The sequence below is a fragment of the Ignatzschineria indica genome (assembly GCF_003121925.1).
GTDB lineage: Bacteria > Pseudomonadota > Gammaproteobacteria > Cardiobacteriales > Wohlfahrtiimonadaceae > Ignatzschineria > Ignatzschineria indica.
Window position 1 is genome coordinate 333,006 of sequence record NZ_QEWR01000002.1, and the last position, 13,142, is coordinate 346,147.

Sequence of the window (13,142 nt, forward strand, 5' to 3'; positions counted from 1 at the left end):
TTAACTATGAACCAACAGGGCGATGAAGAGGAAATATCATACCCTCTTTCTATTTTTTTGCAATCTATTTTCACGCAAATAGCTTAAAATGGGGATAACCCCATCATTATTAATGCTTTACCATTGCTTATATTTTCTTTCCTAAAGAACCCTTTCTTAAAAAAGAGAGGATAAACCTAGATAAACCTAATATAAGAGGAATTTAAGAGCGGAATTTCATTTCTAATTCATCTCTAGTTCATCTCTATTCTTGTTATAAATCATATCATTTCCCATTACAAACTAGATAAGTCTGGGACTTAATATAAGACTTCAATATGAGATATAAATATGAGCATAAGTTAAGCAAGTGTGAATACTATAGCACTATTAATGCCCCAGCCCTAAAAACTTATTATTTATATTCTCTTAACCCACTAACCCTCTAATGACCTAATTCTTTAGCCGTCACTTTATTAGGGCTTCTTCCCCATTGAGGGGAGATTCCATCTTAATGATAACTACTATTTTTGATTAAAAGATCAATTTCATCCCAAAGCTTATTGAGCCTTTTCTCTGATACCGTCATCTTAGTTCGCATCGGTTGGGCAAAGAAGGAGACAGCCATCTCTTCAATCATCCAGCGATACTCTTCTAACATCGCAGGCAACTCTTCCCTATCAGCAAAGAATTTTTGCGCTTTAAGATAATTTTGCCAATGTTGCTCAATGACGCCATTTTGCTCATTATCTCGTGTTATGTTTTGAGAAAAACGCTCAATTCTTACAACCATCGCTTCTAAAAATCGGGGAAGTTCATCTCGCCAGATCTTGGGCGTCTGACTAATAAAGTCAGGATAAATTAGACGATCTAAAGCTGCTTTTATTCGCTTCTCTGCTAACGCTCGATTCATCGGATGAAGCTGATTGAGCGCTTCCCTTACCTCATTAACTCGCTCAAAGATGGTGACAATTAAGCGACTAAGATCGGTGGCATCAGAGACCATCTCCCGGCGCATTTTTTCGATCACCTTCTGAAATTCCGCGGCATCTCTAGGCAGAGATGAAGATTCTTCAAGTCGATCTTTAATAATCGCTCGCATAAGATCTTCTCGCAGAAGCTCCTCATTTCCCACTTGTCGGAACATTAATGCTAATTTACCAAATTGAGGCCACTGTCTGCGCAGATATTTTACCTGTTCATGAAGTGTTTTTAATATCAGTGTCACTAATGTGTTGAGATGCACCTCTTGAGCTGCATGAGGACGATCATAGAGCTGTTTTCGGAGCGTTAAAGGCTGCTCTTTGTCGATCAAGAGTGCAGGATACCCTTTAAGCTCGATGCCATTTCGGACGAAGCGCTCTTCTAATGCAATCTTCCACTGATCTACTGAGAAGTAGATCTGCTCTTTCGCCTCTTGATCGGATGCTATCGAGTTATCCTCTCTTCTTCTAGAGCGTGGCTGAGCATCCTCTTTTGCTCCCTTCTCCTCACTGTTTCGCGCTTTTTTCTCTTTTTTGCCGGCACCAAAACTTGAAGCAAGTTGCTGGAAGGCGTTTTCGGCTCTTCCTCTCAATTTTTGAGTCAATTGTTGAAGATCTCTCCCCTCTGCGATCGTCTTACCACCTGTATCAATTACTCGGATATTGATTCGAAGATGTTTATCGAGGAGATTTTCATCAAAGAGATGGGGCTCAATCTTAATGCCGGATCGTCGCGTTAAAAACGCTGCGATCTGAAAGTAGAGATTCCCCTCACCGAAGCTCAATTTTTCTAACATTTCATCGACAACATTAGGAAGTGGAACAAAGTTTTTACGCAATGCTCGCGGTAGAGATCTTAAGATCTCTGTAATCTTCTCCCGCAATAATCCCGGCACGAGCCAGTCGAGACGAGTCTTATCGAGTAGATTGAGCGCTGCTAAAGGCACCATTAAGGTCATTCCATCATCTTCGGCAGCAGGATCAAAACGATAGACTGCATTAAGGCGAAGCTGACCAAAAGAGATAGTGGTGGGAAAATCCTCTAAATTGAGTTGCTCATCATTGTCTAGAATATCGGATTCGCTGAAGATCAGTGATTGATTGTTTTTAGGATTTTTACACCACTTTTCAAGTGATGCGACAGAGTAGATATCTTGTGGTAATCGCTCGTTGTACCACTCAAATAACTTCCACTCCTCAATTAAGATATCCCGGCGCCGCGTCTTCTCTTCCATCTCAGCCACTTTTGAGATCGTCTTTCTGTTAACGCGATAAAAGGGAGCTCGCGTTTGAATCTCTCCTTCCACTAAACCTTCTCGAATTAAGAGTTCGCGAGAGATCTCTGGTTTAATGCGCCCAAAACTGACTGTACGATTTTTAATAATCGCTAAATTGAAGAGGCGGACTGTCTCATACGCCGCAGCTTGTCCTTGCTGTTTACTCCAGTGAGGTTCTGTATACTCCCGTTTGAGAAGGTGCTCTGCTAAACGCTCTAACCATTCAGGGTTGATAGCAGCATTCATGCGGGCAAAAACTTGGCTTGTCTCTACGATCTCAAGCGACATGATCCATTTAGGCGGTTTACGGTAGAGTGCAGATCCGGGGAAGATCTTAAATTTGCGACCATTAGCACCACTGTAGAGCTTCTCCTCCCCTAACTCCCCAATCTGATCGAGAGAGCCGACCAAAATTGCTCGATGAATCTGGTCCTCACTAAAAGAGGGGAAAAGATACTCTCCTTCCTTAACGCCTTTAGGCTGATTTTTTTCCTCACTTTTAGGGAATGGGTTCCATTTTAAGGATAATGATTGATAGATTCCCTTCAATTGCTGATAGAGATCGTACCATTCCCGCATACGCATAAAGTTAAGAAAGTGAGCCCGACACACTTTTCGCATCTGATTTTGGCTCTCTCTTCGAGCGCGATCTTGATACCATGCCCAAAGATTGAGTAACGTAATAAAATCGGAGCGCTCTTGTCTAAAGAGGCGATGCTTCTCATCAGCTTGCTGTTGAAACTCTAAAGGACGCTCCCGAGGATCTTGAATAGAGAGTCCTGCCACAAGCGCTAAAACTTCATGGCCTACCCCCTCTTTTTCACCTTGGATAATCATCGCTCCCAATTTGGAGTCGATCGGAATTTTGGCTAAAGTCCGCCCTAATGGGGTCAATCTTCCCTCATCATTAACCGCTTTCAGCTCTTTTAAAGTCTGAAATCCTTCTCGGATCTGCCGCATCTCCGGCATCTCAACAAAGGGGAATTCCTCTGGATGACCAAGGCGGAGATGCCCCATCTGCAAGATCACCGAAGCAAGGTGGGTCCTTAAAATTTCAGGGTCTAAAAAGAGGGGACGACTATTGAAATCCTCTTCACTATAGAGGCGAATAGCGATTCCTTCCGCAACCCGCCCGCAGCGTCCTGATCGTTGATTCGCGGCAGCTTGTGAGATCGGCTCAATTAGGAGGCTCTGAATTCGAGATCGAGCATTGTAACGACTCACCCTTGCGACACCGGTATCGATGACATAGCGGATACGCGGAACCGTAATTGAAGTTTCTGCAACGTTCGTTGAAAGAACAATACGACTTCTGCCTTTAGGAGAGAAGATCTTCTTCTGCTCTGCCTGACTCAAGCGTGAAAAGAGGGGCAAGATATCGTAATGACGAAATTCTTTACGAAGCAGATCAGCCGTCTCTAAGATTTCTCGCTCACCGGGTAGAAAGATTAAGATATCCCCCTCTTTTTCGCTCTGCAGTTCATTAACGGCAGCGATAATCCCCTCTTCCATCTCAATAGGATCATTCTCCTCATCAAGATGGAGATCACGATAACGAATCTCCACAGGATAAGTTCGGCCTGATACTTCAATAATAGGCGCCTTTTTTGGCCCACCAAAATAATTTGAAAATGTTTCAGGATCGATGGTTGCAGAGGTAATAATCAGCTTTAAATCGGGTCTTCTTGGCAGAATTTTCTTTAAAATTCCTAAAAGAAAATCGATATTAAGACTGCGCTCATGCGCCTCATCAATAATAATCACTTCATACTGATTAAGATAACGATCATGCATTAATTCAGTTAAGAGGATTCCATCGGTCATCAGCTTTAAGACGGTTTTATCACTGATCTCCTCATTAAAACGCATCTTATAGCCGACAAAATCCCCAAGGGGTGTATCAAGCTCTTCGGCAATTCGTTCTGCAACAGAGAGCGCCGCTAAACGACGGGGCTGGGTATGACCTATAGTCCCTCTAGCCCCTAACCCCATTTCTAAGCAAAATTTGGAGAGTTGCGTTGTTTTACCGGAGCCTGTCTCACCACAAACAATTAAAACTTGATGTGATTTCAGCGCTTCTATAATCTCTTCTCGCGCCTGATAGATCGGCAGTTCAGTCTGATAATTAAGTTCAGGAAAAGCATTTAAGCGTGCTTCTGTCTCTGAGGCTGATTGCACAATCTGCTCTTTAAGTTTTAAAACTGTCTCTTTTGAGGGCGCTCTTTCCCGTTTTAAGGCAAAAAATTGACGACGTAACTGATGTGCTTGCTCAGTACGAATATAGGGTAAAAGGGCTTCTAATTGTGCAATCTCTTTTGGAATATCCATTATGCTCTTTTTTATATATTGGTGATAGTTTGTTAACAGATCGTTGGCAGCTTATCTATGGATCATTTTAAGATCATTGATAATTATTGATAATCATTGATAGATCAATAGTGTGGTGGGATCTCTTCTTCTGGCGTCCAGCTCTGCTCTTCACTCTTTGGCATCTCTTTTATCTTTTCTATCAATTGTTGAGAGACTCTCGTTAAACGATCGAGCATCTCCTGCTGAGCAATAATCGTTTGATTTAACAGCTCAACTGTATATTCGTGAAAAGCTTCACGACTCTCAAGTTCGTCAATACGAGCGGTGAGATCTTCGATTCTCTCTTCTAAACTTTGATCATTACGCCCATTTTTCTCTGGAGCTTCCGATATCTCTAACATCTTTTGATTCCCTTCTTTACTGATTCTATAAGATCATTCACTCAAATTAATGGAGATATGATAGCAAGAACGATGGAGAAATTATGGAATAAAAAAAGCCGAACTTCTATAAAAGTTCGGCTTTTAATAATTTGGAGCGGGAAACGAGACTCGAACTCGCGACCCCAACCTTGGCAAGGTTGTGCTCTACCAACTGAGCTATTCCCGCAAAAGAGGAATACAATTATAAGGTAAAATTAAAATCTGTCAACTCTCTCTTTGATGAAAAAAGTAGCAACCCTCAAGGGTTCTCTTGAAGAGCAGATAAGGAGCGGTATAGGAGGTCATATACTTCATAATGAAGTAATATAAAGCTCTTAAAATAAGCTCTTAAATAGACTTATATGGTCGCTGAGGCTAGAATAAGAGAGTAAATACCTACAACTCCTATAGGAGTACAATGGTTTAACGCTCTAGTAATTAACTATTTAAACTATTTAGTGCTGACTATCTAATAATTAATAATCCATAGTTAATGATCCACAGTTAATGATCAATACTTAGTGAGCCAATAACCTTACCAGAACAATTATCAATAAGTAAGCAAATGGGGGATTCAATGTGCCAACTATTAGGAATGAACTGTAATACACCAACTGATATCCTCTTCTCCTTCGAAGGATTTCGTAAACGAGGGGGTGAAACAGATATTCATACTGATGGCTTCGGAATCGCCTTTTTTGAAGGAAAGGGAGTTCGTATCTATCAAGATGATAAACCATGCGCCTCCAGCCCTGTTGCCGATCTTGTAAAGAGCTATCAGATTAAATCTAAAAATGTGATTGCCCATATTCGTAAAGCGACCTATGGGCAGGTCTCTCTCGCAAATACTCACCCTTTTATGCGAGAGATTTGGGGTGAGTATTGGCTTTTTGCTCATAATGGGCATCTCGACTGCCAACGCCTCTTCTCTCATCCCCTTTTTCAAAAAAGAGAGGATGATTTCTATACGCCTGTCGGCTCTACCGATTCAGAAGCTGCATTTTGTGCAATATTAAATGCGCTTCGGAGAAAGTTCCCTCAAAAGCCGACTACAGATATTTTATTCCAGGAGATTAATAAATTAACAGCAACCATTCGCAAGAAAGGGATCTTCAATTATCTTCTCACTAATGGGGAGTGGATGATTGCTCATGCAAGTACGCTTCTTCACTATCTTCTTCGCCAAGCACCTTTTGGTGAAGCGATGCTACTCGATGATGATGTCAATGTGAACTTCGCGGCAGTCACAACGCCTTATGACAAGATCGCCGTTATTGCAACGCTCCCACTTACTACCAATGAAGTGTGGCAGCAATTAGCTAAAGATGAGATTGTAATGTTTCAAGAAGGAGAGATTATTGCACGCTACGCCCCGGATCCAGATCACTACTTTACAGTTGAAGAGGCATTAGCATTAGCTGCTAAAGTTGGTGCGGCCGCTGCAGAGAGTGATATCTTTTAGAAGATATCTTGGTGTAGAGGAAAAGAGATAAGAGATAACAAAAGAGCCTGATAACAACGCTATCAGGCTCTTTAAATTTGGAGCGGGAAACGAGACTCGAACTCGCGACCCCAACCTTGGCAAGGTTGTGCTCTACCAACTGAGCTATTCCCGCTAGGAATGGTGAGTATTATACTCTTTGGAATTTCATTGTCAATCTTGCTATCTGTAGAGATTTTATTCAGCTACTTTTTATGTCGTAGACTCTGATTGATTATCTCAAGTATGAAATACATGCAGACACATAATATTTCGCTAGATTGATTTTGGAGCGGGAAACGAGACTCGAACTCGCGACCCCAACCTTGGCAAGGTTGTGCTCTACCAACTGAGCTATTCCCGCAAATCAATGATTGCATAAGTATAAGCTTTTTTTTCATAGTGTCAATTACTGGACTATTTTTTACACAATAGGACTAATCAAGGAGTGAATGAATCACTGTTAAGATCAGTTATCTCTATCGCATTATGAGTAATAGTTACTCTACCATTAGATAGAATGAGATATACCCCCTTGCCCTCTTATGGTATCTTGCCCTCATTATCCTATTTATAATAGAACTAAATAAAACTGAGATAAAACTTAGATAGTACTTAGATAAAGCTAGAATAAGTAGAGAGCTACAAACAATAAAAAGCAATAAAGAAAGCAACAAAGAAAGTCATAAGAAAGTAACACGATTATCGCAAGGGTCTAAAAGGATGTTAAAAATCAAAACAATTCAAAATTGGTTGTTTGTCTTACTGCTCATTGTGACTGGAATACTCTTTCAGCCCATATCAGCACAGACACTCTTCAATCAGTCTCAAGGTATTACTACCACTAAGATTGGTATCGATCCGACAAAGCTGCTCAAGCCGACTGAAGCCTTCATACCGAAAATTCATCTGCAACAGAATGATCCGGGAGGAGGAGAGCATCAACTTCTTCTCTTATGGGAGATCAATCCTGATTACTATCTCTATAAAGAGAAGATCGATCTACAGCTTAAAAATGCCAATGGAGAGATCATCGATATTGTGCTTCCTCAAGGGGTTGAGCATGAAGATGAATTTTTTGGGCAACAGGAGATCTATGATAGTGCCACCATTATTCCCTTTACCGTGAAAAGTGATGGGATCAATACCGGTTACTTTAATATTGAGGCACAAGGGTGTGCAAAGAGCGGATACTGCTTTGCGCCACAAAGTTATGAAATAACGTTAGAGATCGATCCTTCCATCGATAGAGATCTTGATCAAATAGAGGAAGTCATTACTAATAGTGACTCGATCCCAGAGATCACTTCAGAGCATGATCGATTAACGCAATATCTCCATGATAATGAGTATTTAGCAATCCCCCTCTTCTTTCTACTCGGTCTACTCTTAACCTTTACCCCTTGTGTATTGCCAATGCTTCCTATTCTCTCTGGCATATTGACACGAAGTGGAAATCTCTCCCCTAAGAAAGGATTTACAATCTCATTAGTCTACGTTTTAGCGATGGCATTGGTCTATACCCTCTTAGGGCTACTTGCCGCTTACTTTGGTAAAGGGTTAGCTGCCTACCTGCAAAATGCTTATGTCTTAATTGGTTTTGGCTCACTTTTTGTACTTCTTTCTCTCTCGATGTTTGGCCTCTATCAACTCCAGATGCCGGCAGCCGTCCAGTCAAAATTAAGTGCGCTCAGTAATAAGCAATCAAACAAGAATAGCTATCTAGGCACAGCAATTATGGGGATGTTATCAGCATTGATCGTCGGTCCTTGTGTTACCGCACCGCTCATTGGCATTATCACCCTTGTTGCCCAATCACAAAACTACCTATTAGGTGGGGCTGCACTCTTTGCAATGAGCTTAGGTATGGGCGTGCCGCTCCTTATTTTAGGCGCATCTTCAGGTCATCTTCTTCCTAAAGCAGGTCCTTGGATGGATAAGATCAAAGTATTATTTGGATTTATGCTATTGGGACTTGCAGCCTATTTTATCGGTAGAACCCTGCCTTTCTATTGGGAGCAGACGCTCTATGCCGTTATTGCATTGGCAACCTTTATCTGGCTAATGGTCACCGTTGTCGAAAGTGGTCCTAAAGCACGCCTCTTCTTTGGAGCATTAGCATTAGCAACCCTCTTCTTTGGTATCCATTCTATCCATGAGTCAGGGAAAAAGATAGAGACCGCTCTCTTTACCCCTATTAAAGGAATTTCTGGCCTTAATGAAGCTCTTTCAGATAATAATCAACGCGTGACGATGTTGGAGTTTAATGCAGATTGGTGTGTTGCTTGTAAAGAGATGGAGAAATATGTCTTTAGTGATCCTGAAGTTAAGAGTGAGATGGCTAAAATCAATCTTTTAGTAGCTGATATTACAGAAAATGATCGTCATGATCAGAGATTGCAAGAACATTTTGAGATCTATGGACCACCAGCGATGCTCTTCTTTGCACCTAATGGTGAGGAGATTCCTCAGTTGCGAGTGATGGGAAGTGTACCGAAAGAGGAGTTTTTAAATCATCTTCGAACAATCATCAATCATTACAATAATCAATAGAGCGCAATAGAGCGACATAAAAAGAGCCTCAAAGATTTATCTTCGAGGCTCTCTTTTTGCGCGGAATGAGTGCAAATGAGTCATTTATGATCAACTATAAATAGCGCTATTTATAGAGATAGCTCTTCACAGAGATATTGATAGAATCATCAATCAATGACAACTCGCTCGATTTTCGCACCTAAATTTGTCAATTTCTCTTCAATAGAGTCATATCCTCGATCTAGATGGTGTAGTGCGCCGATCATGGTTGTGCCTTCGGCCACCAATCCTGCAAGAATTAATGCCGCTGAAGCACGGAGATCTGTTGCTGTAACGCTCGCTCCAGATAATCGTGAAACGCCTTCTACAAGCGCTAAGCGATTGTTGATCTTAATATCTGCCCCCATACGGGCTAACTCATTGGCATGCATAAAGCGATTTTCAAAGATAGTCTCTGTAATTGTGGATGTTCCCTCTGAAATCGCTGCCATCGCCATAAATTGAGCCTGCATATCGGTTGCTAAGAGCGGATAGGGTGCTGTCTTAAGTCGAAGGGCTTTTAATTTCGGCTCTCCGGCATAGACTCTAATAGTAGATTCCCCTACTTCGACATTAGCTCCCGCTTGTCTTAATGCCGCAGTGACAGCTTCAAGATGCTCTGGGATACAATCGATAATTGTTACATCTCCAAAGGTCATCGCCGCAGCGACCATATAGGTACCAATCTCAATACGATCAGGCATAACACTATATTCACCGCCACCTAGCTTCTCAACACCGGTAATTGTTAAACGATCGGTTCCGATCCCTTCAATCTTTGCCCCAATACTATTGAGCATATTGGCAAGATCACTCACTTCCGGCTCTTTTGCGCAATTATCTAAAACAGTTACGCCATCAGCAAGTACGGCTGCCATTAAGACATTTTCAACACCGGTAACTGTGACTACATCAAAGGTATGATGTGTCCCTTGAAGACGCTTATCTTTTGCTGTTGCTAATACATAGCCATGCTCAATTTTAATATCAGCGCCTAATGCTTCCATCCCTAAAAGATGTTGATCGACAGGACGACTACCGATCGGACATCCGCCCGGCAAAGAGACCTCTGCATGGCCAAATTTTGCCAACATGGGTCCTAAAACTAATATCGATGCTCGCATCTGAATAACAAGGTCATGATTTGCTCGTGTCTTTCTGATCGAACGCGGATCAACAATTAATGTCGATCCTTCAAATTCTACCTTAGCTCCTAAATCTTCCAATATTTTTGATAAAACAATCACATCTTGAAGTTTAGGAACATTCTTTAATACAACGGGCTCTGTTGCTAAAATCGTCGCAGCAAGAATAGGAAGAACGGCATTTTTAGCCCCACTTGCGCTCACAGAGCCCTTTAGTGGACCATTACCTTCTACTAGAAGTCGCTCTTTTCCACTCATTATTTGCTCCATTCAGATGGCTTGTAGGTTTTTAATGCTAATGCATGAATCTCTTCTGTTTCAAGACGATCACCTAAGGTGGAGTAGACTAATTTATGTTGTTTTAACATCGATAGCCCTTCAAACTCTGGGCTGACAATAATCGCTTCAAAGTGAACACCATCATCCCCTTTAACCTCAATGTAATCACACTGAAGACCTGCTTCAATAAGCTCTCTCACTTTATCTTTTGTCATCATCTTTAATATTCCTTATATCGAATTAAACGTGATGGAATGTGATTTTTACCCACTTTCTGCTCACAACTTTGAAAAATATTTCCCCTATTATGCCATGATCCCAATGACGATTGGCATATATCGATCAAATTAATACACTCCTTCCCTACTCTTGCTCTCAAAGAGGAAATTAAGCGGTTGCTACAAAGAATTTTCTTTATAGTCCAACTCAAATAGTTACGTTAAAAAAGGGGGAATTGCATTTGAAATAGAGTAAGAAATTGTGCAAAAGCCTCTTTTAATAGAACTCTAATAGAGCGCTAATAGTGGTTAAATTTTGATCAAAATAAAGCTTCAGATTAGGAAAAAGGGTGAGCTCTTTGTTAACATGAGTAATCATTGTACGCTTAGATCAACTCTCTAGCGTTATTAGAGAATCAATTATATGAAGGATCAACCAATGCAATATAGAGCGTTATCTCAACACTCTTCTTCTCAAACTTCCTCCCCAACTATCTTTTTTCGACTTATTTTTAGCTTACTATTCTTGATTAGTTTGAGCTTTACAACCAATCTCTCTGCACAAGAAACAATTGCTGAAAATGAAGCTTATGCCGTTTTAGAGGCGACTGAAAAATCGATTATTGACACTCAAGAGAAGATCAATGAAGCTAAAAAAGAGCTTACATCTGCCGACTCTGAAGAATCAGCGGCCGCAATTAAAGAGCGGATTGAGCAGCTACAATCTCGCCTCAATCAGGCCAGAAATGAGTTTGAGAAATATGCTTTAGGGGGAATTGATCTTCACTATATTAAAGAGAAGGAGAATATTACTGATCTCAACTACGATTGGCAGGCGGAGCTACTCCAGATTGTTCAGCCGGTCTTTGCCGAGATTCAGAGATTAACTCAAAATTCCCGTGAGCGCGATACCCTAACTCGTGATCTCTCTCTCTACAATGAAAAAATTGAGCAACTCGAGAAGGGATTGGAATTTTTACAGAAAGCGCCTTTTGAGCAACTTACACCCGAATCACAAAAGCGATTAGAGGTAATTCAGAGCAATTGGGAGACCTTTTTAACTGATCTCCTGCGAGAGCGTGATCGGACTCAAGCGCTTTTAGATGCGATGGCAACCGATAAGAGCTTTATGGAGTCACTTAAAGATGGATTGCTCGATTTTATTAAAGGTCGCGGGCTTATTCTTGTCGTCTCCTTTTCCACCTTTATTCTAGTACTCTATCTCTTAACAAAAGGGATGGATCTTCTGATTGCAAGAAGAGCTAAAAAAGAGCAAGGGATGATTCAACGGGTCAATTTAAAGGGCCGATTACTTCTACTCGCCTACCGTGTCTTTTCAGTTGTTGTCTCTGTTATCGCTTATCTTATTGTTCTCCACGCCATGGGCGATATGGTTCTCTTTGGAATTGCGATTTTAATTCTATTGGCACTTATTTTCGCTTTTCGTAATTATGTTCCTAAATATTTTTCGGAGATTCGTCTTTTTCTCAACTTAGGATCAGCCCGACAAGGAGAGCGTGTCATCTATCGTGGTATTCCCTGGCGTATTGAAAGAATTACGCTTTATAGTGCAACGCTTGTCAATCCTGCAATCGATAATGGCCGTATTCGCTTAATGTTGCCGGAGCTTGCAACTTTAACTTCTCGTCCTCTTCTGAGTGATGAGATCTGGTTTCCTGCCAAAGTAGGGGACAGCTTTATTCTACCGAATGGTACCTTTGGAGAGGTTAAACGAATCACGCCAGAGTCAGTCTACCTCAACTCATTTAATAGTACGATTATCTACCCTGCTCCCGACTTTATTGCCGGTGCTCCTACGAACCTCTCCTATGGTTATTATGCTGTTGCTGACTTTGGACTCTCTTATAAACACTTTACAACACCTGTTGATGAGATCTTTACAAAACTGAAAGCCTATATTGAAGAGTTTCTCTCTCATACAGGTATGCATGATCAATATAACTCTATTAGTGTTGAGTTTAGACGCATTAATGAAGGTGTTTCTCTGGTCTATACTGTAATTGTTGCGATGAAAGGTTCTGGTGCCGGCTACTACTTCCAATCAGGAAGATTACTACAGGAGGCCTGTCTTCGTTGTGCGCAAAAAGAGGGTTGGAGCATGCCTTACACCAATATTGAGATGCGAGATAGTAATCATCGAGTTATCGATGTCACTCCTGATAATGCAACGCTCTCATAGAGAGTATTGCTTATCATAACTTTTAAGTTATAGATCATAAGTTATAGATCATAAGTTATAGCTCATAAGTAATAAATAATAAGTAATAGACAATAAGTCAGGAGTCAGGAGTCACGAGCCATGAGTCATAAGTCATTAGGTATTATTACTCTTAAACTGTAAGATTTAAAAAACTTAAAGTTCCTCTATCTTTAAAAATTTAAAAATCAAAAATAACGAGTGAAATAAAAGTAAAAAATAAAAAATAAAAGTGAAAGTAAAAAAAGTGCCGATTA

Annotated in this window: 7 protein-coding genes and 3 tRNA genes; 3 read left to right on the plus strand and 7 right to left on the minus strand. The window is 40.9% G+C overall.

Features of this window, described 5'->3' with window-relative positions; all coding sequences use genetic code 11:
- Positions 1-490: 490 nt before the first annotated feature.
- The 3 genes from hrpA to DC082_RS01640 form a co-directional block, all read right to left on the minus strand.
- Positions 491-4,567, minus strand: a complete 4,077-nt coding sequence (gene hrpA, locus DC082_RS01630) for an ATP-dependent RNA helicase HrpA (RefSeq protein WP_109235473.1) — start codon at positions 4,565-4,567, stop codon at positions 491-493.
- A gap of 104 nt (positions 4,568-4,671) precedes the next feature.
- Positions 4,672-4,950 (minus strand): SlyX family protein, encoded by a 279-nt coding sequence (locus DC082_RS01635; protein WP_109235474.1) that lies wholly within the window; start codon positions 4,948-4,950, stop codon positions 4,672-4,674.
- 132 nt (positions 4,951-5,082) lie between these two features.
- A tRNA-Gly gene (locus tag DC082_RS01640) sits at positions 5,083-5,158 on the minus strand.
- 390 nt (positions 5,159-5,548) lie between these two features.
- On the opposite strand from DC082_RS01640, the gene DC082_RS01645 reads away from it, so the two are divergent.
- Positions 5,549-6,433 carry a class II glutamine amidotransferase gene (locus DC082_RS01645; RefSeq protein WP_109235475.1) on the plus strand — a complete coding sequence of 295 codons (885 nt, stop codon included), beginning with the start codon at positions 5,549-5,551 and terminating at the stop codon, positions 6,431-6,433.
- Between the two features lie 78 nt (positions 6,434-6,511).
- On the opposite strand, the gene DC082_RS01650 is transcribed toward DC082_RS01645, so the two are convergent.
- Both DC082_RS01650 and DC082_RS01655 read right to left on the minus strand, forming a co-directional pair.
- Positions 6,512-6,587, minus strand: a tRNA-Gly gene (locus DC082_RS01650).
- A 152-nt stretch (positions 6,588-6,739) separates the two neighbouring features.
- Positions 6,740-6,815: transfer RNA gene (locus DC082_RS01655), tRNA-Gly, on the minus strand.
- A 359-nt stretch (positions 6,816-7,174) separates the two neighbouring features.
- Between DC082_RS01655 and dsbD the strand changes: the two genes are divergently transcribed.
- Positions 7,175-9,004: a protein-disulfide reductase DsbD gene (gene dsbD / locus DC082_RS01660; RefSeq protein WP_109235476.1), complete on the plus strand. Its 1,830-nt coding sequence runs from the start codon at positions 7,175-7,177 to the stop codon at positions 9,002-9,004.
- Positions 9,005-9,153: 149 nt separating this feature from the next.
- Here the strand turns inward: dsbD and murA are convergent, their stop codons facing one another.
- Together murA and DC082_RS01670 are read right to left on the minus strand one after the other, a co-directional pair.
- Positions 9,154-10,428, minus strand: coding sequence for a UDP-N-acetylglucosamine 1-carboxyvinyltransferase (gene murA / locus DC082_RS01665; protein ID WP_109235477.1), 1,275 nt, complete (start codon positions 10,426-10,428; stop codon positions 9,154-9,156).
- Positions 10,428-10,667, minus strand: coding sequence for a BolA family protein (locus tag DC082_RS01670; RefSeq protein WP_109235478.1), 240 nt, complete (start codon positions 10,665-10,667; stop codon positions 10,428-10,430). The genes murA and DC082_RS01670 overlap by 1 nt, the downstream gene beginning before the upstream one ends.
- Before the next feature lie 526 nt (positions 10,668-11,193).
- Here DC082_RS01670 and DC082_RS01675 point away from each other — a divergent pair.
- The gene (locus DC082_RS01675; RefSeq protein ID WP_133243672.1) at positions 11,194-12,867 is read left to right on the plus strand and encodes a hypothetical protein; all 1,674 of its coding nucleotides are present in this window, start codon (positions 11,194-11,196) and stop codon (positions 12,865-12,867) included.
- The last annotated feature ends 275 nt before the right edge of the window (positions 12,868-13,142 follow it).

Bases quoted from the DNA above. Each gene is read 5' to 3' on its own strand.
- DC082_RS01635 (WP_109235474.1), bottom strand. From the start codon at position 4,950: ATGTTAGAGATATCGGAAGCTCCAGAGAAAAATGGGCGTAATGATCAA.
- DC082_RS01645 (WP_109235475.1), top strand. From the start codon at position 5,549: ATGTGCCAACTATTAGGAATGAACTGTAATACACCAACTGATATCCTC.
- murA (WP_109235477.1), bottom strand. From the start codon at position 10,428: ATGAGTGGAAAAGAGCGACTTCTAGTAGAAGGTAATGGTCCACTAAAG.
- hrpA (WP_109235473.1), bottom strand. From the start codon at position 4,567: ATGGATATTCCAAAAGAGATTGCACAATTAGAAGCCCTTTTACCCTAT.
- DC082_RS01670 (WP_109235478.1), bottom strand. From the start codon at position 10,667: ATGATGACAAAAGATAAAGTGAGAGAGCTTATTGAAGCAGGTCTTCAG.
- dsbD (WP_109235476.1), top strand. From the start codon at position 7,175: ATGTTAAAAATCAAAACAATTCAAAATTGGTTGTTTGTCTTACTGCTC.